The organism is Pseudomonas putida (genome assembly GCF_001976065.1).
GTDB lineage: Bacteria > Pseudomonadota > Gammaproteobacteria > Pseudomonadales > Pseudomonadaceae > Aquipseudomonas > Aquipseudomonas serbica.
In genome coordinates this window covers 227,828-250,231 of record NZ_MNAH01000008.1, presented here as the reverse complement: position 1 = coordinate 250,231, position 22,404 = coordinate 227,828, and the positions used below count along the sequence as shown (strand labels likewise).

The window sequence follows — 22,404 nt, the reverse complement described above, 5'->3', positions numbered from 1 at the left end:
TGCGTAACTATCGACTACAGTTGGAACACTCTGCATAAAGCCATAACAAGACGGAGAGTTTCCGATGCGAGTAAAAAGCCGCTTTGCCCTCCTGGTCGCTGCCACAACCTTGGCTATCGCCACCACTACACAGGCCGCGCCAGTGTTCATCAATATATTGACTGGGGGAACCAGCGGGGTTTACTACCCGATTGGTGTCGGTCTGTCGCAGATTTACAGTGACGGAATACCAGGGGTGAAAACGTCGGTGCAAGCCACCAAAGCCTCGGTTGAGAATTTGAACCTGCTGCAGGCCGGTCGAGGTGAGCTGGCGTTGGCGCTGGGGGACTCAGTGGCCGACGCAAAAAACGGTGTTGCAGATGCAGGCTTCAACGCGCCACTGACCAAGTTGCGTGCGATTGCCGGTGCTTATCCCAACTACATTCAAATCGTGGCCAGCAAGGAATCGGGAATCAAGTCGCTGGCCGACCTCAAAGGCAAGACCATCTCGGTAGGGGCACCGAAATCGGGCACTGAGCTCAACGCACGGGCGATTTTCAAAGCCGCGGGTTTGACTTACGAAGATATGGCTAAAGTGCAATACCTGCCATTCGCCGAATCGGTCGAGCTGATCAAGAATCGACAACTGGACGCCACGCTGCAGTCTTCCGGATTGGGCATGGCGGCCATTCGTGACCTGTCCTCTGTCATGCCGCTGAACTATGTCTCAATCCCAACTGAGGTGGTCGCGAAAATCGGCAACCCGGCCTATCAGGGCGCAATGATTCCCGCCAATACCTATGACGGGCAACCTGATGCGGTACCGACGGTGGCGATCACAAATATCCTGGTCACCCGTGCAGACGTGACGGATGAAGTGGCTTACCAAATGACCAAGTTGTTGTTCGAAAACCTGACACGCCTGGGCAACTCTCATTCGGCAGCCAAGGACATCAAATTGGAAACCGCTGCCAAGAACCTGCCAATTGCGCTCCATCCGGGCGCGGAACGTTATTACAAGGAAAAAGGCGCGCTGTAAGGCGCCAGGCGTGTCGGCCAGGATTATCACTGCGTCGACTGTTCGCCCACCTTCCATGCAGTCATGAGGCAGGCAGCACATGAGTGAAGATCATCACGGCATCTCCGCGAATCCGCGAGACTGGCCAAAAGCCCTATTTTGCGTGGCATTGTTGTTCTCGATTTTTCAGATCTTCACCGCTGCGTTTTCGCCGATCTCAAGCCAGGTTCTGCGTGCCGTACACGTGGGATTTTTACTATGGGTAGTATTTCTGAGCTACCCGGCTTACGGCAGGAAGCGTCCTTGGCAACCTCTGGCCTGGGTGCTCAGTTTAGCGGCCATCGCCACAGCCATGTACCAGTGGGTATTCGAGGCTGATCTAATCCAGCGGTCAGGCGATCTGACATTGGCAGACACTGTGCTGGGTCTTTTGCTGATTGCACTGGTGTTCGAAGCTGCACGGCGAGTGATGGGCATTGCTCTGCCCATCATTTGCGGTCTATTCCTGGCTTATGGCTTGTTAGGCGAATATCTACCCGGCGACCTGGCCCACCGCGGTTACGGCTTCGATCAAATCATCAACCAATTATCATTTGGTACCGAAGGGCTGTACGGAACACCCACCTATGTATCGGCTACTTACATTTTTCTTTTCATTCTATTCGGTGCGTTTCTTGAACAAGCCGGCATGATCAAGCTGTTTACCGATTTTGCCATGGGCCTGTTCGGCCACAAGTTGGGCGGACCAGCCAAAGTTGCAGTCGCCTCATCGGCGTTGATGGGTACTATCACCGGCTCCGGGATTGCCAACGTCGTTACCACGGGGCAATTCACCATCCCACTCATGAAACGCTTTGGCTACCGAGCTGCGTTTGCCGGTGGGGTGGAAGCCACCTCCAGCATGGGCAGCCAATTGATGCCGCCGGTGATGGGGGCCGTCGCTTTCATCATGGCTGAAACCATCAACGTTCCCTTCGTAGAGATCGCCAAAGCGGCGTTGATTCCCGCCATCCTGTATTTCGGCTCGGTGTTCTGGATGGTTCATCTGGAGGCCAAGCGCTCGAATCTCAAAGGCCTTCCCAAGGACCAATGCCCCAGTGCATTGGGTGCGGTCAAGGAGAACTGGTATCTACTGATTCCACTGCTGGTATTGGTCTACTTACTGTTTTCCGGGCGCACACCCCTGTTCTCCGGCATGGTCGGTCTGGCACTGACAGCCATCGTAATTCTCGGCTCGGCGATCATTCTCAGAGTGCAAAGTTTCGGCTTACGCTGCACCTTTTGGATAGCGCTCGGCATCTTGTGTACCGGTTTTTTCCAGCTCGGCATCGGTGTGATCTTTGCGGTCATCGCCGTACTGGTGGTCACCTGCTGGTTCATCAAGGGTGGTCACGAAACACTGACCATCTGCCTGCATGCCCTGGTCGAAGGCGCGCGCCACGCGGTACCGGTAGGGATTGCCTGCGCACTGGTGGGCATCATTATCGGTGTGGTGTCACTGACCGGCGTGGCCTCCACCTTTGCGGGTTACATTTTGGCTATTGGCCGGGACAACCTGCTGCTTTCGCTGATCTTGACGATGATCACTTGCCTGGTGCTGGGCATGGGCATCCCGACCATTCCCAATTACATCATCACCAGCTCGATCGCAGCCCCTGCCCTGCTGGAGTTGGGTGTGCCTCTGATCGTGTCGCACATGTTCGTATTCTATTTCGGCATCCTCGCCGATCTCACTCCTCCGGTCGCTCTCGCCTGCTTTGCGGCCGCACCGATCGCCAAGGAGAGTGGATTCAAGATCAGCCTGTGGGCGGTTCGAATCGCATTGGCGGGTTTCGTCATTCCGTTCATGGCGGTCTACAACCCGGCGCTGATGCTGCAAGGCGACAATCTGTGGATAACCGCCTACATGTTGATCAAGACGACGTTGGCGGTCGGGCTCTGGGGGATGGCGTCCACCGGCTACCTTCAGTGCAAGATGCCTATCTGGGAGCGTTTGTTGTGCGTGGCCGCAGGCGCCTTGCTGGTTGTGGCGTTGCCACTGACTGATGAGCTGGGCTTCGCCCTTGGGACATTGATGATACTTCAACACGTTTGGCGGTCCCGTCAGTCAGGAATCGCCAACGCATGATCGGATTATGCCTGGGCCTCACAGGCGCCGTGTGGGCTCAACTGTCGATTTCGCACTTCACGCTGGCGTGGAATCACACCATTGAAAAGATTCGCTGGGAGGAGGACTACCGCATCACCGAGCAGGGCCTGGTATTGGAAGAAGCTCGTGTGCGTGGCAATGGCGCGGGGATGGAGATTCCACAAGATGCTCGACTGGAAAAAGGCAGTTGGCACTACCGGCGAACATTGCCAGCTATGCAACCACTGAGTCTGGGACGAACGCCCGAGGCTGGCGATTATCAGCTGTGTTTTGACGACCAATGTCATTCCATGAGCAAGTGGATTGGAGCACCGTCTCATAGTCAACCTTCTATGCAGATGTGGGCATGCGAGGCAGACTGAAAGTGATCGTCACTTGCAAGGAGGAGTGGAGAAAAGAATAGATTTCCGATCCAACAAAAATTTCTAAAACGCGCTACTGCAAACCATTGAATCAGTTGTTAGCTCGAAGGTCGCCGTACCCTCGAGGCAATTCCATCCAGGAGTCAAGCGCTGCGAGCTGCCTCGCGACAGCAGCATCCCACTCAGGACCCACGGTAATGTTTTTACTCATCATGGCGTGGATGATAGCTGTAGCCTGTTGGTACTCATGGTGTACTTCCAGCGCTTTTGCTAAAAAATGTTCTTGCCGAGTCATAGGATTCTCCAAGAGCAAAACCGCACGATGATCCCGATTGCCCACGAAGGGATGACCCTCCCACATTGCTTGCTGGAGTGACAGGTGGCACTGCCTGCGTCGACTGGCGACCTCTCATTCCTAAATACCAGGGGCGCATCCAGACACTAGCGATTATGTTTCGCTCAACCAGGGAAACGGCACAAGTCTGCGCTCTGCGCTTCGCTCGTAGCGTCAGCACGTACGAGCCGGTAGAGCTATGCCGGTTTGCTTGTCTCAGCCATCAATTCGCGTACGTACACACCATGCCGAACACTAGCAAAAAGAAAGCCAAATAAGGGGTCACATTTTTCCACCTCTTGGTACGTTTGAGCATCCGCTATGGCAAATATATCCGTGCGTTGGAGGGCATCAAGGTTAAGGTGGATTAAGAAATATTTAATTTTCGGCCGCAGCGTTGGTCATTAGGGTAAGCCGTATCGGCATTAGGCAATACGTAGGGAGAATGAAACCAGATTCATCAGGAGGACGTTATGAGTTACGCGTTGGTTATAGAGGATGACGAGGTGACGGCAGAAGTCATCATTGCCGCGCTCCAACGCAACGGTTTCAGCTCCAAATGGGCCAAAACCGGAAGAGACGGACTGGCCTTGGCGATTGCTGGAGGCTATGACGCTATTACTCTGGATCGAATGCTCCCCGATTTTGATGGGCTAACGATTGTCAGTACTTTAAGGGGCCTTGGCATCCAGACACCGGTCCTGATGATCAGTGCACTTTCAGACGTAGATGAACGTGTTAAGGGACTTCGGGCGGGCGGCGATGACTATTTGACCAAACCATTTTCGCCCATCGAGATGCTTGCGCGTCTGGACGCGCTGCTTCGGCGCACCGGTGCCGATTCTAGCCATCCACATCTCAGTTGTGGAAATCTGCGACTGGATCTAGTTGAGCACAAATTGACTCGAAATGACGAACACATCCTGCTGCTTCCGACCGAGTTCAAACTGCTCAATTACCTAATGCGCAGTGCAGGCCAACTGGTCACACGCACCATGCTATTCGAAGAGGTCTGGGGTTATCACTTCGATCCGGGAACGAACATCATAGATGTTCACATTGGCAGACTGCGCAAAAAGCTCGAAGGCGATAAAGACTCTCCCGTCATCCATACGATACGTGGTGCTGGCTATGTCCTTGCTACCAAAGACTGAGGAATGGCGCTCTTCCGGTAGTCGATTGATCGGGTTCTACGCCATATTTTTTGTGGTTTGGGGAGCACTCTTCACCGGGGTATTGTACTGGCAAATCTCCCAAGTCCTGGGAACCGTTGCAGAGCGAACATTATTGCAGCGTGCGCACTACTATCAAAAAGTCGATGATAATAAATTGGTAAAAGAACTGGCTGCCAGTGAAGCCTATTCGACGCCCGGAATCGACGCGTACGGATTATTCACAGCCGATGGCCAGCACATCGCAGGAGACCTGCTCAAACTGCGTTCCAGTTTGCCCGATGATGGGAAGGTCCATTACCTTGAGCGCGGATTGAGTATTGCGTTACCCGATGAAGAAACCAGAAGCAGCTATGCCCTATTAACTCGGCGCCGCGATGGACACATTCTTATTTTGGCGCGGGACGGTGGTTCGATTTCAGCGGTTGGGGGAATTATTGAGCAGGCATTGATGTGGGGATTCTCATTAACACTTATCCCCGGATTGATTGGCTGGTATTTACTACGGCGCCTACCGTTACGCCGAGTCAAACGGTTGCAGCTTTGTACGGAGAGTATTGTTTCAGGCAATTTGTCGGAGCGCTTACCTCTATCAGCCCGCCGCGACGAGTTGGATATGCTGGCGAACGCCGTCAATACGATGCTCGACCATATCGAGCAACTGATGCATGAGGTTAAAAGCGTCTGCGATGGTGTCGCGCATGATCTGCGTACGCCGCTGACACGGTTGCGTGCACGGCTTTATCAGCTCCAGCAACTGCCTTTGGATAGTGAACACGAGCAAACATTAAATCAGGCTCTTGAGGAAAGCGAATCGATCATGGTGCGTTTCCAGGGATTGCTTCGGGTTGCCGAGCTCGAGGACATTCGCCGCCGCTCAGCATTTGCACCTTTCCACATCATGGCGTTGTTACAACAAGCGCATGAATTTTACGAACCCTTGGCACTCGATCGCTCTCAGACGCTTTCTCTGGAAATCACCACTGACCTACCACAACTGTATGGCGACGCTTCGTTGCTGTTTGAGGCCTTGGTCAACTTGCTCGATAACGCGATCAAATTTACGCCAGAGGGTGGGCATATCACACTGCAGGGAAGTATCAAGGATTCAACGGTTCTCATTGAAGTCGCCGACGATGGTGCCGGCATACCCGAGACGGATCGTACACACGTCATTCGTCGACTCTATCGAGGAGATGCAAGCAGAATGCAGCCCGGGCATGGGCTCGGATTATCGTTGGTCGCAGCCATCGTAAAATTGCACGGCTACTCGCTGGATATTCAACCTGCGGCTACGAACAGCGGTACCCGTGTATTGATCCAATGCCCGATGGTTTCCGACTGATCGTGGTATTCCTCACTGGCCGAAAATTAAATTTAAGTTAATTGAGTTTAATTTGAGCACCTCAGTGCTGTGGACTAGGTTTTCAGTACTTCTTGCTAAACCCAAGGCTTCCTGCTTGTGAAATATCTGTTGTTCCGGCTTGTATTGACCGTGTTTTGCGTAGCCGCGCCTCTTCCCTGTGTTAACCATGCGCGGGCTGAAACGAGCACGCAAGGGGCGATGATCCCCGCGGCACCAAAGCTCGGGGCCAAAGCCTGGATACTAATTGACGCGGCGACGGGTAGCGTGATCACCGGTCACAACAGCGACCTACGTCTACCTCCAGCAAGCCTGACAAAAATGATGACCGCGTTTATCACTACACGTGAAATCAAGGCCGGACGCATGAAAGAAAATGACACAGCCACGGTCAGCGAAAACGCTTGGCGTACGGGTGGCTCTCGAATGTTCCTTGACCCTGGCAGCATAGTCTCGGTTCATGATTTGCTGAACGGTGTAGTCATCGTCTCCGGTAATGATGCAAGCGTTGCACTGGCTGAACATGTAGCTGGAAGCGAAGGCACCTTCGTCGGGATGATGAATGCTACCGCTAATACGTTAGGAATGAGCAATACACACTTTATGAATGCTACCGGGCTGCCTGAGCCAGAGCATTATTCATCCGCTCGCGACATGGCTACATTGGCGGCGGCAATCATTGGCAAAGGAACTGGTTCCTATTTGCTTTACGCCAAGAAACACTTCACTTGGAACGGAATTCGACAGGCTAATCGAAACCTCCTTTTATGGCGCGACCCCAGTTTCGATGGATTGAAAACCGGCTTTACCGAAGCAGCCGGGTATTGCATGGAGGCTTCGTCGCACCGAGCCGGGCGACGCTTGATTAGCGTGATCCTTGGCGCAAGCAGTGCATATAAGCGCACAGCAGAAACGGAAAAGCTGATGGGCTACGGATTTCGCTTCTACGACACCAAGACCTATGAAAAAGGCGGGAAGAAACTCATTGAGTCGGAGCTCTGGAAAGGCAAGCAGCGGTCGATCGCGCTGGGATTGCTGGATGATCTGACTCTCACCCTGCCCAAAAATATAAATCGAAAAATAGAGAGGCGTTTTGAAATTTTTGGACCGCTGGAAGCTCCTCTTCCCGCCGGCACCATCGTTGGAAAACTAGAACTGTACGATGATGGCCAAAAGTTGGGGAGTCGACCATTAGTTACCCTTGAAGATGGAGAATCCGGCGCTAGGTGGAAACGTTGGTGGGACACAATGCATTTGTTTTTTTATCAAAACGATTCGTGGTTGGTTTACTGACACCAAGATCGCCTAGCCATGGACAGTTTCCGAGCAAAAAATACCGAGACGGATCCCCGTACTGGAGAAGCTGATGAACTCGAATGACTTACGAAGAGAATTAGCACTCTCGAAGTTTTTCAACGGCAACTCATCACTCAATGAAGACGTCAACGGGCTAAATCTAGTGGAAAAAAAACTATGCATTGAGTCTGCTTTTGAACAAGAGGCGACGCGACTAGGGATCGAGGTATGGGAGCTTACACTCATAATGATTTCAGAGTCTTCTAAAGATTTGAAATACCTGACGCTTGAGTTCCATCGAGAAGTGGCAGAAATGGTAGAAATGGACTGGGAGGAGTATTGCAAACTGAACAAGATTAGCGAGTAATCTTTTTAAACGTTGAGGTACGAACATGAGTTTTGAGGGCATTACAGCAGGCAACGAGATCCCCGACGATTTTTTTACAGTTATCGAGTCCCCTGCCAACCATTCGCCAGTTAATTACGAGGCGGATAAACTAAGTGGGCAGATTTTCGTTGACCGATTTCTCTGTGCATCGACTCTCTATCCGGCCTACTACGGATTTATTCCAAATACCCTATGTAAAGATGACGCCACTTTGGACGTACTTTTAATTTGCCCTTATCCAGTACCATCTGGCGTTTTAGTTCGCAGCCGTCCCGTTGGTTTGATGCACACAAACGACGAAACTGGCCCGGGAGCCAAAGTAATCGCGGTACCTCACGAAAACCTTAGCCCTATGTACGGCAACGTAAAGGAGTGGGAGGACCTTCCTGTACTGTTGCTCGCCCAGATCCTACATTATTTCGAATATTACAAGGCTTTAGAGCCGGGCAAGTGGGTGGAGATAGGCCGTTGGGGGTGCGCAGATGAAGCGAGGGAAGTAATTCGAAAGTCGGTCGTTGCGTATGCCCAGAAATAGTAGTTCGGATTAGGGCTGAGCCCCCCTGGTACATGGAGTTATTGGACGTCATCGACAGCGGCATCGGCTTCGAACAGGACAATTTACATTAGGTCTTCGGCCTATCAGCAAGCGTAAATTAGTATACGACCCGTGAGCACTAGCGCCTGGGCATCGGTCTGTCGCTGGTGCGGCAACTAATCGAAGCCCACGACAAATTGGTGGATGCGCGCTCCGAAGATTTTGATCGTGGCTACACCCTTACCATTTGAATCCGGCTGCGATCCCCATCAGCAGTCGGACGATCAAACACAAGTATCCGCTGAATCGAGGCGCCTACCCAACCATGCTTCAGGTGTGAATGGCCCTAGAGTTGAAATGGCGTTAGCATTCAATTCACTCGGCTTAAACAGCCTGTTTTTCAGATCAGGGTCGCATTGTGGAAAAGCTAAAACGCCTTCAAAGCGGAATAGAGGGGCTCGACGCTCTGCTCAAGGGAGGGCTGGTCGCAGGCGCTTCATACATAATCCAAGGGCGCCCAGGGTCTGGCAAAACGATCCTTGCCAACCAGCTTGGGTTCCACCATGCGAACAATGGAGGCCGGGTTCTGGTCGCCACGCTGCTGGCCGAGTCACACGACCGTCTTTTTCAGTTTCTCTCTACCCTATGCTTTTTCGACTCCTCCAAAGTCGGCGCCGAAATTCAGTTTGTCAGCGCATTTGATACCCTGCAGAACGAAGGTCTGGATGAAGTAGTGAAACTGCTTCGGCGCGAGATAAGCCGTCAAAAAGCCACGGTGATGGTGGTGGACGGCTTGCTCAATGCGCGCTCGAAAGCCGATTCGCCCATCGACACCAAGAAATTCATTTCAGAGCTGCAAGGCCACGCCGCTTTCGCTGGTTGTACCGTGCTGTTTCTTACCAGCTCCCGGCTTGACGACGGCAGCCCGGAGCACACCATGGTTGATGGTGTGATCGAGATGGGCGAAGAGTTATATGGCACTCGCTCAGTGCGGCGTATTCAACTGCGTAAAACTCGCGGCAGCGGAGCAATGACCGGTCTTCATGAGTGTGAAATTACCGACAAGGGCTTGGTGGTTTACCCGCGACTCGAAAGTCTCTACAGCCACCCTTCTTCACCCGACAGTGCCGACATGACACGTATTGCCAGCGGAACTGGTTCATTGGACGGCATATTGGGCGGTGGCCTCCACAGCTCCAGTGTGTCTCTGGTCATGGGCCCATCCGGAATTGGTAAAACGACGCTGGGTCTCAAGTTTTTGGCCGAGTCGACGGTGGATGCTCCGGGCCTGCATTTTGGCTTCTATGAAAGTCCACAGCGGTTACGCCTGAAAGGGCTGTCACTGGGCATCGATATCAAAGGCATGGAAGAAAGCGGCGCGTTGAGCATTGCCTGGCAGCCCACTACCGAGGGCCTGCTGGATGGACTGGGCGCACGACTGCTGAATATCGTTGAAGAAAAGGGCATCAAGCGCCTATTCATCGATAGTTTGAGCGGCATGACGAGGGTCTCCACCAATCCCGCGCGGATTACTGACTTCTACAGTGCCCTGATGAACGAGCTGCGATCCAGGGGCGTTACCGTATTCGCGTCTTGGGAAATGCGCGATCTGTTCGGCTCCGAGGTGAGCTCTCCGAATTCTGACCTATCCAGTATCGTCGACAACCTTATGCTCATGCGGTTTTTCGAGAATCACTCTGAACTAAGCAGGACGCTGTCCATTCTTAAAGTACGAGATAGCTCTTACGACCCATCGCGATATGAGGTTGTGATCCGCGACCAAGAAGTTTTCCTGAATAAGGCTTCAAAAAATGAACCGTCAGTCCCCACTGATTCATTCCCTGGTTCAATATCATAAGTCTTTGAGGGGATTGAATTGACATGACCACCATTCTGGTCGTCGACGACGAGTACTTGATCGCTGACATTCTCAGCTTCGCGCTGGAGGATGAGGGGTTCATGGTCGTGAAGGCCAGCAACGGTCAAAAAGGTCTCGAAGTGCTGGACAGAGAGCGTCCAGCCTTGATCATTACCGATTTCATGATGCCGGTCATGGACGGTCTGGAGTTTGCCACAGCTGTCCGCGCCCTTCCTTCAGCCAATCATTTACCGATCATTTTGATGAGCGGCGCTCAGGCGCACATCGGTATGCAGAGATCGGATTTATTTGACGCTGTAGTGGCTAAGCCATTCAACATCGACTTGATCACTTCCGAAGTTAGAAGACTCTTGGTTACTGAGTGACATGCAATTCTTTAAGATAATGGAAATCCGTCAAATCGAAAAAGGGCCCTTGACGGGCCCTTATTTGTACTCAAACCAAATCACTTAGTAAGCCAAGACTCGACGGTCGCGGAGCCATGCTCAGCTTTCCATTCCTTCAGAATTTTGTGGTTACCACCCTTGGTTTCGACGACTTCACCGGTGTGAGGATTTTTATAGACCTTTACTTGGCGAGGCTTGCGAGTACCGGTTTTGGACTCACTAGCTGGAGCATGACGGGCAGACTGCGGGTCAAGCAGATTAATCACATCTTTCAGGCTGTAGCTGTACTCGCCCAACAAAGCACGTAATTTAGTCTCGAATTCGATTTCTTTTTTGAGGCCAACATCGCCTTTCAGAGTTTCGAGGGCTTGAAGCTGTTCGGCGAGGTGTTTTTCGAGTTGGCGGAATTCCGCGAGTTTGGACATGAGAGATCTCTTTTCGGTAGTTACCTATCAGTATATTGCAAATCTGTCATCGCAATAGGTCTGCTTGCGACACTGAGGCTGGAACGGCGATGCCAAAAACTAAGGCGCATCCATAATGTGGAATAATCCACGGTTTGCCGTTTCCTCGAATGTCTTTCTCGCTTAAGTAGGTCGTATCACTTGCAGTAAACCGTCCCAAGCTGATTGACCCGTGGAATGAGGCTCTCGCTCATAGTCAAAGGCGCCCACCTGATCCGGATCATTGACAAACGCTCCAACTCCTCCCAAGTCAAACGCCAGTGATAAAACAGTCATTTCTTTGCAATATGCAGCTATCGGCCATTTCCGGACGTACGGCCATGGAGCGAAATCGCGAAGACTCGGGCGTCGCACTACATTAACGAGAGACGTTGCCCGCCGGCGACGGAAATATGACCGCCGCCGGAGGGACGATGACCGCCTACCCACAGAAGACGACCATCCGCGGCCGGCTATTGCGCTACGGGACACGGGTCGCAAGAGCCGCTCTCCCTGTCGCGGTGCTCACGCTCGGCCCATTGCTCAATGCGGCTCCGGTCTACGCGGCCGACACGCCGACCGCGCACGCAACCATGATGGTCGGCGGCAATTACTTCCGACGCAATCTCCCAGACAGCAAGTACACGATCCTGGCCATTTTCACCGATCAGGGCGACGAAAATGCACCTGAAAGCGGCGACGTGCCGGCGGGTGGCGTGGCGGTATTCGGCTGGTTCGAGTCGGGCGAGGTGCAATTGCTGCACACGGTCGAGTACCTGCCTTCGATGACGCAGATGGTGGCTCGGCGCCTCGTGAAGCCCGCGAAGTTCCCATTGGAACCCAAAGCCACGCCGGTCTACACAATGGTGTGCGGCTGGCCGCTCGACGACCAGCGCACGCCTGGCAAGATCAGCGTCGCCTATTCCGAACGCGACGACGCCAATACGCAGGTCAAGGAGTCCTCGGTGGGCACTCTGCTCAATGTGCGTTGGGTACCGGTGCCCGCCTCGCGCGCCGCGAAGAACTTCCAGTCCAAGGACTACTGCGACGAAGTCGCCAAGACAAAGAAATCGTCAGCCCCGCTCTGGCTCATCACAACCACTGAGTAATCGGCCCTGTCAAACGACGAGCACAAGCAACAATCGGCCCAGGCTGTGTGAAAACTCCCGCAATTGTCTAATCTTCTGATCGTCGAGATCGTAGCGGGGGCGATCATGAAGCGATTTATTGAAGGTGAGGCTCGGACGCAAGTTACCTTGCTGCCGGAGTGTCTGGACGATACGTGGCCGAAGAAAATCCAGTGCGCGTGGTCGATGTTTTCGTCGATGAACGCGCCCTGGGCGCACTTGGTTTTGAGGGCATCGATCCTGCCGCAACTGGTCGTCCGGCCTATCACCCAGCGGTGTTGCTGAAGATCTATATTTACGGCTATCTCAATCGGATTCAGTCCAGCCGCCGACTTGAACGTGAGGCCGGGCGCAACGTCGAGTTGATGTGGCTAACGGGGCGTTTGGCTCCGGACTTCAAAACCATTGCCGACTTTCGCAAAGACAACGGCAAAGCCATTCGCAGCGTATGCCGCCAGTTCGTAGTTCTTTGTCGCAACCTCAATCTCTTCTCCCAATCGATCATCGCCATCGACGGCAGCAAATTCAAAGCCGTGAACAACCGCGTCCGTAACTTCACCCAGGGCAAAGTGAAGGCACGCATGCAGCAGATCGAGCAGAGCATTGATCGATATCTGGCGGCGATGGATTCGGCGGATCGGGCAACGCCCGAAGTGGCCGAAGCCAAAACCGAGCGGCTTAAAGAAAAGATAGAAACACTGAAAAAGCAGATGCAGAAACTCAAGGACATCGAGGCGCAGTTCCACGAAAGTCCAGACCAGCAGATCTCCCTCACAGACCCAGATGCACGCTCAATGGCCACAAGCGGCCGAGGCACCGGAACGGTTGGCTACAACGTACAAATAGCTGTCGACGACAAACACCATCTGATCATCGCCCATGAGGTGACCAACGTTGGTAATGACCCGGCGCAACTCAGCAATATGGCGAACCAAGCGCGTGAAGAGATAGGCGCTGAGTCGCTGACAGTGGTAGCCGACCGAGGCTATTACAAGGGTCTGGAAATCCTTGCCTGCGAGCAGGCGGGCATGACCACCTTCGTACCGAAACCCCTGACATCAGGCAGCAAAGCCGAAGGCAGATTCGGTAAGCAGGACTTCATCTACATTGCTGCATCGGACGAGTATCGATGCCCCGCGGGACAGTTACTGACCCGGCGGTATTCGTCGGTGGAAGACGGCATGTTATTGCATTGTTACTACTTCTCGGGCTGCCAGTCTTGCTCAATGCAAAAGCAATGCACCACGGGTAAAGAGCGCCGGGTAAAGCGCTGGGAACATGAAGCCGTAGTCGATGCAATGCAGGCTCGGCTGGATCATGATCCAACGATGATGAGGCGTCGCCGCCAGACCGTTGAACATCCTTTTGGAACGCTCAAATACTGGATGGGAAGTACCCACTTCCTGACCAAAACCCTGCCGAGGGTAAGCACCGAGATGAGCCTTCATGTGCTCGCCTACAACCTCAAGCGAATGATGAGCATCTTCGGCATCTCAGGACTGCTTGAAGTGATCAGGGCGTGGATCCAGCCGCTTGATCGTCCGTGAGTGGTTGTTTGGGCCGCTGACGCGGCCCAAACAGCATTTACGAACGCCTATGTCGCTGACTAGGGCAATTCGCGCTTCCGTCTGCTGGTTTCGCAAGCAACGCCCGTAGCTCTCAGCCTTCGACGTATTCAGTGCGTTTTCACACAGCCTGGGTCGATCACAGCCTTATGTGACAGACAACAATCTGCCAGAGGCAGCAGGTTGCTTCAGACAAAACGAAAGGAGACGCTCGGAAGCGCCTCTGGGAACTGGGCCGTTTTACTTGTTAGTAGGGTTTGTCGCCGGTGATGGTCGCACGCTCCATCTTGCGATGGCAGGGTGGATAGTCCATCACTGCATAGTGCTGAGTGCAGCGGTTATCCCATATTGCCACGCTGTGTTTCTTCCAGCGCCAACGAACTTGGTACTCGGGGTTGTAGGCCTGACTAATCAGGTATTTCAGCAGGTCGACACCTTTTTGGTTGAGGTCCTGGCCTACACGGACACGTCCTTGGGCATGGTAATTCACGAAATGCGTAGCGTAGGCATTGACGAATAGCACCTTCTCGCCAGTTTCGGGATGGGTACGTACTACCGGATGTTCGGCATCAGGGTATTGCGCCTTCATCGCCAGGCGCTTTTCCTTTGGCATGGCCGCGGCGAAGGAAGAGTTGAAGCTGTGATTGGCGATCAAGCTATCAATTTCCTGCTTCACATCCACAGGCAGTTTGTCATAAGCCATCACCATGTTGGCCCACATGGTATCGCCACCAGTTGGCGGGCATTCGATGCAACGCAGAACAGAACCCATCGGAGGCGCTTCGCGCCACGTGGCATCACAATGCCAGGAGTTCTCATAGCGATCTGGCGGATTTTCCGGAGACTTGTAGATTTGCAGGAGACCCGGCGCCTCCGGGTGGCTAGGGAGCATTGGATGAGTTTCGAGCTGTCCCAGACGCTTGGCAAATGCTTCATGGTCGCGACGTGAGAACTTGTCCAAGTCCTGATCGCGCAGGAAAAGCACTTTGTACTTTAATAGCGCTGCGTTAATTTCGTTGAACAGGCCATCATCGCGCACGGCGTCGCCTAGATTCACTTCGAGCAGTTCCGCGCCGATGGCACAGGTCAGTTGTTCGATTCGCATTTCGTCTTCCTGTAATTATTATTGTGGGTCACACCGCAACGCTCGTGGTTGACGTTAACGTTTAACTATGCCGAACAATAAAATCGCGGTTTGGCAAGGCTTGGGGCATCTCTGACAAGCGCGAAGTCGTTGATAAAATACAAAGCGCTCCTGCCCGAATGTCAGGTCGCCACCTCAAAACGCTGGCATAGGCCCGTGCGCTTTTTCCCACGCTGCGGCGGCGGGATGTTCAACCAGGGGGGTAATGGACAATTTCATATACGGATACAGCGGAAGAGACCGTACCGCGGCATGAAGCTCCTCAAGACTGTCAGCCTCCCAAAGGCAGCAGGTGTCAGCCGTGCCTACTGGGCGCCAGATGCGGCGCAGTTTGCCCGTTTTAATAAACTCAAAAACGCGAGCATGTTCGCCCAGACGTAATTGTTCTTTCAGTTCCTCCGAAGTATCGGCAGGAACGGTTACTTCGAAGTGGATTAGAAAAAGCATCGTGGCTCCGTGACGGTGGGGGTTAAAAACGGCGCTGATTTGTCCGTTAATGCAAGAGACTGCGCGTAGAAGGGCAAATCCAACCAGCGGATAGTGGGTGCAGGAGGAGGTTTCGCCAGCCATCGCCCGGCTTTAGACGAGTTTGACGAGCTGCTTGCCGAAGTTTTTGCCTTTGAATAGGTCGGACAAGCCTTCAGGCGCGCTCTCCAAACCTTGAGATACCGTCTCTCGATACTTGAGCTTACCGGCAGCCACCAGCGTGCCGAGCTCCTTTAATGCATCGGGCCACACTTCCATGTGCTCGCTGATTACGAAGGCCTCGAGCCGCATGCGGTTCATCAGGATGTGTTGGGTTTGGGTAATTGGAATGGGTTGGCCGTAGCGCGAGATCATGCCGCACAGTGCGACGCGCGCGAACGAGTTCGAGTGCAGCAGCACGGCGTCGAGGATCATGCCGCCGACATTCTCGAAGTGACCGTCGATGCCATCGGGACAGGCCTCCTTCAATGCCTGCGAAAGTGATTCCAGGTCCTGGTGCTGCTTGTAGTCGATGCAGGCGTCGAAGCCGAGCTCTTGCGTCACGTACCGGCATTTGTCGGGACCACCGGCGAGGCCGACTGCCCGCGCACCGCGGACCTTGGCGAGCTGGCCGACCGTGCCGCCTACCGCACCGCTCGCTGCACTCACCACTACAGTCTGGCCTGCCTTGGGTTCGATGATCCTGTTGAGGCCATACCATGCAGTCACGCCCGGCATGCCGACCGCGCCGAGATAGGCGGACAAGGGAACGCAGCTCGTGTCCACTTTGCGCAAGCCACCGAGCTCCGCGACGGTCACGCGTTGGTACAGCTGCCAGCTGCCCATGCCCACCACCGGGTCCCCGACCGCGAAAGCCGGGTTCTTCGACGCCGCGACCTCGCCTACGGTGCCGCCGATCATGACTTCGTTGAGCGGCTGTAGAGTTGCGTAGTTCTTCGCATCCGTCATGCGCCCACGCATGTACGGATCGAGGCTCAGGTAGTGGTGGCGCACCAGGACCTCACCATCCTGCAGGTCGGGCAGTTCGCGTTCGACGAGCTTGAAGTGCTCGGGCGTGGGTTCGCCAGTGGTGTGGGAAATGAGCAGCCACTGCTTGTTGTTCAAGGACATCTGGAGATCTCCTGTCAATTCACTTGGGAGAAAAAGAGAGCCCTAGAAAGAGGTGTGGTCTGTTCCGGAGTGGGCCGTCGTGGTTCGTGAGACGGGAGGCTAAGCTTTCTTCTCGTCTAGGATCAGTTTGTCGAGCTGGACGTATCCTTGATGTATATATTGGGACATTTAATATCTAATCGGGGACACACGTTGCCATACTTCGTTCCGCTACTTCGAAGCGCCAGCCTCGTGGGATTTGACGATCTTGCACGAGAAGGAGGACTTAACCCTGACGCTATGCTGCGCCAGTCGGGCTTGAATCCTCGGCACTTGGTCGATCCAGATACGCCAATCAGCGCGTTGGCAGTGCGCCAATTGCTCGAGAGCTCCGCCGCTGCATCGGGAATCGAGGACTTCGGGCTGCGGTTAGCAAGGACAAGAAGACTCTCCAACCTCGGCCCGCTCAGTGTCCTGATGCGTGAAGCCCAGACTGCACGAGAGGCAATCGATAACCTTTGTCGCTATATGCGGCTTGTAAACGCGTCTTTACTAACAACCGTCGAGGAGCACGACGATTGGTCAGTTGTTCGGTTGGAGGTGGTGTTAACAGAAGCGCACGGATCTGTTCGGCAGGTGACCGAGTTGTCTATGGGCGTGCTCTACCGCAGTATTGCCGAACTGTTAGGACCCCGTTGGAAGCCTAGAAGTGTTTGTCTTGAGCACCGTCCACCGCATGGTCCTACTATCCACAAAACGATGTTCGGAGGATCGGTGGAGTTCAATGCAGATTTCAACGGCATCGTCTGCGCCACGCATCAGTTGAGCTCACCGCTGCCCCCCTCGGACTCTCGCATGGCGCTCTATGCGCGCCGTATCCTGGATAACGCTCTTTCCTCCGCCGGCGAGGGTTCGGCGCATAACGCTCGGCGAACCATCATCGCGTTCCTGCCAACTGGCCGTTGCACGGCGGACCAAGTGGCGAAGACGCTGGGCATGGATAGACGTACGCTCCATCGGCATCTGCTCGCTGAAGGAACGAATTTCTCGTTGCTACTGCGGACGGTTCGATCAGAGTTTGCCTCTCGACATCTAATCGATAGTGACCGTTCACTGGCGGAAGTTGCCGACCTGCTCGGGTTCTCAACTCCGAGCGCGTTCGGCTTCTGGTTCAGGAAAAACTTCGGCATGACGGCATCGATGTGGAAGCAAGGCCAAGGGCGTGGTGCGCCAAGAGTTGGACCGGAGTGACCAGTGGTCACAGCTACAATCTGTGGTCGTTGGCTCGCAGTACTGGACGACCAGTTTGGCCTCTACGCTACGAAACTCCATTTGGGTCGCGAGTTGTAATCCACGACCGTACTCCCTGGCAGGTGCTGACAGACCGCGAGGGGTCGCAAGTAGCAACATTAGAGTGTCCGCTTTTGGCCGATTGTGTTGAAAAAGTCGGTACTTCCAGACTGCACGCGTACTGACTGATGAAAATGCCTTTTTTGCGCGCAGCTACGCGAAATCTGAGCCCGGAATCCTCTGCACAAAGTAAAGATTTCAATCTCAAGCGCTTACTTTCCTGCCGTGGAAACCATGGCCGACTTTTTCAACAGAATCGGCCGAAAGTGGACGTTACCGCGTTTATCCTTTTTTTGAATGGCCCCTGGTAAGGGAAAAGCCGAAGCCCTTGAGCGATGATTTCGGCAGCACGGTTGACCTGTGCCCGCATGGCGATGGGCGAAATATCCGCCGCCTCTTCGGCCACACCCTGAATCAAACCGTTGTCCTGTTGCGGGAAGAAGCCCTTGGGGATACCGACGTACAGCACCGCCGTCGCCGCCAGCGTGGCGATGGCCACGGCCAGGGTGATGCATTGATGGTCGAGCACCCAATCCAGGCTGCACCGATATCCGTTGTGCAGACCATCGAAAACCCGCTCGCAGGCCCGGGCAAAGCGCCCTTCCTCCTGGTCGGAATGGGGTTTGAACAGCCAAGTGCAGTGTAATTTCGCAGTCGTGGCCGAACACGGCTCGCAGGTAAGATCACAGCCTGAAGTGTCGACCAAAAATAGATATCGAGGGTAATCCTGAATCTTGTAACCCTCATTTTTGCACTGTAAACCTCGGTAGTTTACAAGCCATCAAAGTGGTATACACGAAGCAGTATCACCACCACGAAGACCTTGGGGAAGCTGGTTTTGCGGCGTGAAGAAGCGGTTGGGCCTCACTGGCCGAGCGTACACACCTCAGAACAACCAGCTCTGGACGTGCATTTATTCCTTCAGGGGTCTTGTTGCCTTCTTGCCTCGATGAAGGCTTCACGAACTTACCCTTGGCGATTTTTTCAATTGCCATCTCAAGCAACAAAGTTCCACCTGAAAAAGCCATGAAGCGGTCCATGATAAAGGCGTACAACTCATTGAGTTTCACAGACCACGATGAAGCATGTTCTTTTGAATACCTATAATAATCGAAAAAACCCGCCGAAGAGCGGATCTTGGTTGGGGGCAATTTTCATTGCTTCGCGGTGGGATCCAGTGGCGTCTGACCTTCTGCCTCCTCCACCCGGCGAAACTCAGCCTTGATCGCTCTGACCGCCCCAATCAACGGTACAAAGTAGAGTCGCGGGGCTTCTTTTGCAGTGCGAATGAATTCTGAAAAAAATGTCGTTTTCACCACCGTAACTCCTCGCGACTTGAAACCGAAAACCCCTTGACCTTTAGCGACCCCGTTCGTCAGCGGCAAGCGCAACCGGAGGGTCCAGCCGTCCCACACTGATCGCGTCAACGTCGCACCTGGCTGAGTGGCCGGCATGACGACCTTCGCATATTGCGCACAATCCAGTCAGTCCACCGTTCATTTGCCACGGTCAAGCTTGTCTCTGATTTTATTGAAGCGGTAACGCTCAGCCATTCGAGCGTTTACAGTTGTTTTGTTAATCTTTTTGATGGCTTGCTCGTCGAAGGACGCCAAACTAATCGCCCCGCCAAGCGGCCAGGTATTTTCGATAAAATCATCGACCGTCCGGCATTTGTACGCATAATACCAATGGCTATAACCCAATGCATGGGCCAACATTTCATACATCGCTCGGCATCTAATTGTGGCGCCCGATGCATTGGCGATTCTCCGTAATTTTTTATTGGTGATTCTGCACCGATACAAAGGAAGCCCAGGGCTCAGTGCAATCAAGACAAATCGATCGGCCAATCGATCGTCGCGAAAAACGTAATCGGCGTCCGGGTACCAGCCATGCAGATTGTTGGCAGCCAGAAAGGCTTCAAAATGCTCCCCCAGGTGCTCGACAGCCGCACGCGCGGTGAGTTGGTGGGGAACGTCTTGAGGCGGTAACTCAATAATCGTTGCCATCGCTTTTCACCTCCTACGAGTTGGATTCAAAACAGTTCATCCGCGAGCGCCGCGGTCTCCCCAATGGCCCACCCTCCTCAGCTCACCCCGTGCGGCCGCTGGTCACTGGAGGACGGGCAAAGGATGGCCAGCAAACTGTGCCTGGAACCTTGGCAGGGCCATGCCTCTCCCGCCGTCCAACCGATCGGAGCAGCGCCGGCGGATCGCTCAACGGGCCCACTCGCCAAACGGCACATCCGCCTCGATGTAGCGCAGCGCCGACTGCACATCGCGCCAACCGACATACTCCATCAACGCCTTGCTGCTCCACTGGTTGCGACTGGCCCAGGTGGCAAAGCCGCGGCGCAGCGAATGCGTGGTGTACCCCTCGCCAGCTTCACCGCTGCGCACAAAGGCCAGACGCAAAATGCGCGAGAGGCTGTTCGGGTTGACCGGGTCCTTTGCGACATGCCCCCAACGGTCGATGGCACGAAACACCGGCCCGTGGTGGAGGCCACTGACTGCCAGCCAGTGCTGGTAGGCGTCCACGGGACAGAGTCGCTTCAGGGACGGCAGCACCAGGGTGCGCCCGCGATGGTCGCGATCGGTCTTGCTGCTGGCGAGGAAAATCTCCAGCGCTTGCCCTGTTCGCACCTGGATATGCTCGATACGCAGCCGGCACAATTCGTCGCCGCGCAACGCCCGCCAAAAGCCCATCAGGAGCAACGCCTGGTCCCGCGCCGCACGCAGCCGCACCGCCCGTTGTTCAGAGCTCAACTGCAGGGCCAAGCCTTCAATGCACGCCTCCAATTGCTGTAACTGCAGCGCTTCGGCCTGCTTGGTCGGCTGCGGATGCAGCGCCTGAATCCCGCGCAGCACATCGCGCACCCGCGACGCTTTGGTTGGGTCATCGAAGCCGTACTGCTGGTGCCATTGGGCCAGGGCCGCCAGGTGCGTGCGCAAGGTGTTGCTGGACAACTGCGGGCCATAGGCCGCCAGGTAACGCACGATGTTTTCACTGGAGGCCGGCAGCACCCCGCCCCACTCGACTTCAAAGTGTTCAATGGCCTGGGCATAACGCCGCTGGGTGCTGTCGCGGCGCGCCGCCTGCAGGTAGCGCTCGACTGAATCGCTCATCGCACCTCCCGCATACCGCCTTTCCGGGGCCTGGCCTCGAAAAAAGCTGATCACGTTCAAGAATCTTGCTTTCTCACACCTGTTGAATCGCCCAGTTCAAGGGCGATTTGGCTTGGTGGTACGGCTGTAATAACGTAGGCCGTAGCGCAGTACGAAATCGTCGCGACGCAGTCATTTTGACTCATCCGGATCACGCCGCCAGTCACCGAATGGCGCGTCGGCCTCCACGTAGCGCAGGGCGCTGTGCACGTCCCGCCAGCCGACATATTCCATCAAGGCTTTGGTGCTCCATTGGTTACGTGTGGCCCAGGTGGCAAACCCGCGGCGTAGCGAGTGGCCGCTGTACCGCTCCCCCGCGACACCGCCGCGCGTCAGCGCCCGGCGCACCACCCGCGCGACGCTGTACGGGTGCAGGGCCTCAGCGGACAGATGGCCCCAGCGATCGATGCCACAAAACACCGGCCCCTACTGCAATTGACTGAGGCTCAGCCACTCCTCGTACGCCTGCACCGGGCACAGGCGCTGCAAAGCCGGCACGCTGACGGTGCGGCCCTGGTGCTCACGGTCGGACTTGCTGCTGGCGAGGAACAGACTCAGCCCTTCGCCCGGCCCGAGCTGATTGCTTTCAATGCGCAGGCGGCACAGATCATCACTGCGAAACGCACGCCAAAAACCCAGCAGCAGCAAGGCCTGATCGCGACCGGCACGCAGGCGCACGGCCAGCTCCGGCGACCCGGCCTCGACTTGTAATGCAGCCACGCACTGCTCCAGTTCGTGCAGTTGCAACGGTTCGGCCTGCCGGACTTGGCGCGGGTGCAGCGCCTGAATGCCGCGCAACACGTCGCGCACTTGCGGGGCTTTGGTCGGATCGATAAAACCATGCTTCAGATGCCAACGCGCCAAGGCCGCCAGGTGACCGCGCAAGGTGCTGATCGACAGGGCGTCAGCGTGCTCAGCCAGGTAACGCACAATGCTGTCACTCGACGCTGGGAGAAACCCACCCCAGCCCACCTCAAAATGCGCCACGGCCTGTTCGTAGCGGCGCGTGATGCTTTCCCGCCGCACCGCCTGCAGGTACCGCTCCGCGGCAGTGGTCATCCCCTACCTTCCTCGCCCGGCGGGCCTGTACCGATGTGGACTAAACAGATTGTCGTCTTGATCAGAAACCAGGCAAGTCAAATGGCATGCGTCATACTCCTTAAGAGCCGGAAATC

The 22,404-nt window shown here is 54.8% G+C and carries 24 protein-coding genes and 1 pseudogene; 13 read left to right on the top strand and 12 right to left on the bottom strand.

Features of this window, described 5'->3' with window-relative positions; all coding sequences use genetic code 11:
• Window positions 1-64 precede the first annotated feature (64 nt).
• From BKX96_RS24900 to BKX96_RS24890, 3 genes are all read left to right on the top strand, one after another.
• Window positions 65-1,018, top strand: coding sequence for a TAXI family TRAP transporter solute-binding subunit (locus tag BKX96_RS24900; RefSeq protein WP_077185710.1), 954 nt, complete (start codon window positions 65-67; stop codon window positions 1,016-1,018).
• A 79-nt stretch (window positions 1,019-1,097) separates the two neighbouring features.
• Entirely contained in the window at window positions 1,098-3,125 is a 2,028-nt protein-coding gene (locus tag BKX96_RS24895) for a TRAP transporter permease (RefSeq protein ID WP_077185709.1), read from the top strand.
• Window positions 3,122-3,508, top strand: a complete 387-nt coding sequence (locus BKX96_RS24890) for a DUF1850 domain-containing protein (protein ID WP_077185708.1) — start codon at window positions 3,122-3,124, stop codon at window positions 3,506-3,508. The genes BKX96_RS24895 and BKX96_RS24890 overlap by 4 nt, the downstream gene beginning before the upstream one ends.
• 91 nt (window positions 3,509-3,599) lie before the next feature.
• Here the strand turns inward: BKX96_RS24890 and BKX96_RS24885 are convergent, their stop codons facing one another.
• Window positions 3,600-3,803: a hypothetical protein gene (locus BKX96_RS24885; RefSeq protein ID WP_077185707.1), complete on the bottom strand. Its 204-nt coding sequence runs from the start codon at window positions 3,801-3,803 to the stop codon at window positions 3,600-3,602.
• Between the two features lie 512 nt (window positions 3,804-4,315).
• Between BKX96_RS24885 and BKX96_RS24880 the strand changes: the two genes are divergently transcribed.
• The 7 genes from BKX96_RS24880 (at window position 4,316) to BKX96_RS24850 (ending at window position 10,840) form a co-directional block, all read left to right on the top strand.
• Entirely contained in the window at window positions 4,316-4,996 is a 681-nt protein-coding gene (locus BKX96_RS24880) for a response regulator transcription factor (RefSeq protein ID WP_077185706.1), read from the top strand.
• Window positions 4,974-6,359 carry a sensor histidine kinase gene (locus tag BKX96_RS24875; RefSeq protein WP_077185705.1) on the top strand — a complete coding sequence of 462 codons (1,386 nt, stop codon included), beginning with the start codon at window positions 4,974-4,976 and terminating at the stop codon, window positions 6,357-6,359. The genes BKX96_RS24880 and BKX96_RS24875 overlap by 23 nt, the downstream gene beginning before the upstream one ends.
• Window positions 6,360-6,476: 117 nt before the next feature.
• Window positions 6,477-7,670 (top strand): D-alanyl-D-alanine carboxypeptidase family protein, encoded by a 1,194-nt coding sequence (locus BKX96_RS24870; RefSeq protein ID WP_077185704.1) that lies wholly within the window; start codon window positions 6,477-6,479, stop codon window positions 7,668-7,670.
• A gap of 73 nt (window positions 7,671-7,743) precedes the next feature.
• Window positions 7,744-8,040, top strand: a complete 297-nt coding sequence (locus BKX96_RS24865) for a DUF6388 family protein (RefSeq protein WP_077185703.1) — start codon at window positions 7,744-7,746, stop codon at window positions 8,038-8,040.
• Between the two features lie 25 nt (window positions 8,041-8,065).
• Window positions 8,066-8,596, top strand: coding sequence for an inorganic diphosphatase (gene ppa, locus BKX96_RS24860; RefSeq protein ID WP_077185702.1), 531 nt, complete (start codon window positions 8,066-8,068; stop codon window positions 8,594-8,596).
• A 415-nt stretch (window positions 8,597-9,011) separates the two neighbouring features.
• Complete coding sequence (locus BKX96_RS24855) at window positions 9,012-10,454, top strand: ATPase domain-containing protein (protein WP_179092180.1); 1,443 nt, start codon at window positions 9,012-9,014, stop codon at window positions 10,452-10,454.
• A gap of 23 nt (window positions 10,455-10,477) precedes the next feature.
• The gene (locus tag BKX96_RS24850) at window positions 10,478-10,840 is read left to right on the top strand and encodes a response regulator (protein WP_077185700.1); all 363 of its coding nucleotides are present in this window, start codon (window positions 10,478-10,480) and stop codon (window positions 10,838-10,840) included.
• A gap of 80 nt (window positions 10,841-10,920) precedes the next feature.
• Here BKX96_RS24850 and BKX96_RS24845 read toward each other — a convergent pair whose 3' ends face one another.
• Complete coding sequence (locus tag BKX96_RS24845; protein WP_077185699.1) at window positions 10,921-11,286, bottom strand: histone-like nucleoid-structuring protein, MvaT/MvaU family; 366 nt, start codon at window positions 11,284-11,286, stop codon at window positions 10,921-10,923.
• A gap of 452 nt (window positions 11,287-11,738) precedes the next feature.
• Between BKX96_RS24845 and BKX96_RS24840 the strand changes: the two genes are divergently transcribed.
• Window positions 11,739-12,413: a hypothetical protein gene (locus BKX96_RS24840; protein ID WP_143512467.1), complete on the top strand. Its 675-nt coding sequence runs from the start codon at window positions 11,739-11,741 to the stop codon at window positions 12,411-12,413.
• Between the two features lie 105 nt (window positions 12,414-12,518).
• A pseudogene (locus tag BKX96_RS24835) lies at window positions 12,519-13,978 on the top strand (IS1182 family transposase).
• Between the two features lie 265 nt (window positions 13,979-14,243).
• Here the strand turns inward: BKX96_RS24835 and BKX96_RS24830 are convergent.
• The 3 genes from BKX96_RS24830 to BKX96_RS24820 all read right to left on the bottom strand — a co-directional run bounded on the left by BKX96_RS24830 (window position 14,244) and on the right by BKX96_RS24820 (window position 16,736).
• Window positions 14,244-15,101, bottom strand: coding sequence for a TauD/TfdA dioxygenase family protein (locus BKX96_RS24830; protein WP_077185697.1), 858 nt, complete (start codon window positions 15,099-15,101; stop codon window positions 14,244-14,246).
• A 174-nt stretch (window positions 15,102-15,275) separates the two neighbouring features.
• Entirely contained in the window at window positions 15,276-15,587 is a 312-nt protein-coding gene (locus BKX96_RS24825) for a muconolactone Delta-isomerase (protein WP_077185696.1), read from the bottom strand.
• A 132-nt stretch (window positions 15,588-15,719) separates the two neighbouring features.
• Window positions 15,720-16,736 carry an NADP-dependent oxidoreductase gene (locus BKX96_RS24820; protein WP_077185695.1) on the bottom strand — a complete coding sequence of 339 codons (1,017 nt, stop codon included), beginning with the start codon at window positions 16,734-16,736 and terminating at the stop codon, window positions 15,720-15,722.
• A gap of 231 nt (window positions 16,737-16,967) precedes the next feature.
• Here BKX96_RS24820 and BKX96_RS24815 point away from each other — a divergent pair, with 231 nt between their 5' ends.
• Window positions 16,968-17,966, top strand: coding sequence for an AraC family transcriptional regulator (locus tag BKX96_RS24815; protein WP_218639280.1), 999 nt, complete (start codon window positions 16,968-16,970; stop codon window positions 17,964-17,966).
• Between the two features lie 346 nt (window positions 17,967-18,312).
• On the opposite strand, the gene BKX96_RS33290 is transcribed toward BKX96_RS24815, so the two are convergent.
• The 7 genes from BKX96_RS33290 to BKX96_RS24785 all read right to left on the bottom strand — a co-directional run bounded on the left by BKX96_RS33290 (window position 18,313) and on the right by BKX96_RS24785 (window position 22,288).
• Window positions 18,313-18,771, bottom strand: a complete 459-nt coding sequence (locus BKX96_RS33290; protein ID WP_410454547.1) for an efflux RND transporter permease subunit — start codon at window positions 18,769-18,771, stop codon at window positions 18,313-18,315.
• A 100-nt stretch (window positions 18,772-18,871) separates the two neighbouring features.
• Window positions 18,872-19,216, bottom strand: coding sequence for a hypothetical protein (locus BKX96_RS32935; protein ID WP_179092175.1), 345 nt, complete (start codon window positions 19,214-19,216; stop codon window positions 18,872-18,874).
• 3 nt (window positions 19,217-19,219) lie between these two features.
• Window positions 19,220-19,381 carry a hypothetical protein gene (locus BKX96_RS32930; RefSeq protein WP_179092174.1) on the bottom strand — a complete coding sequence of 54 codons (162 nt, stop codon included), beginning with the start codon at window positions 19,379-19,381 and terminating at the stop codon, window positions 19,220-19,222.
• Between the two features lie 180 nt (window positions 19,382-19,561).
• On the bottom strand, window positions 19,562-20,074 hold the full coding sequence (locus tag BKX96_RS24795) for a hypothetical protein (protein ID WP_077185693.1): 513 nt from the start codon (window positions 20,072-20,074) through the stop codon (window positions 19,562-19,564).
• Between the two features lie 207 nt (window positions 20,075-20,281).
• The gene (locus tag BKX96_RS24790) at window positions 20,282-21,190 is read right to left on the bottom strand and encodes a site-specific integrase (RefSeq protein ID WP_077185692.1); all 909 of its coding nucleotides are present in this window, start codon (window positions 21,188-21,190) and stop codon (window positions 20,282-20,284) included.
• A 171-nt stretch (window positions 21,191-21,361) separates the two neighbouring features.
• Window positions 21,362-21,649 carry a tyrosine-type recombinase/integrase gene (locus tag BKX96_RS31930; protein ID WP_082240505.1) on the bottom strand — a complete coding sequence of 96 codons (288 nt, stop codon included), beginning with the start codon at window positions 21,647-21,649 and terminating at the stop codon, window positions 21,362-21,364.
• A gap of 6 nt (window positions 21,650-21,655) precedes the next feature.
• Window positions 21,656-22,288, bottom strand: coding sequence for a hypothetical protein (locus BKX96_RS24785; RefSeq protein ID WP_082240504.1), 633 nt, complete (start codon window positions 22,286-22,288; stop codon window positions 21,656-21,658).
• Window positions 22,289-22,404 lie beyond the last annotated feature (116 nt).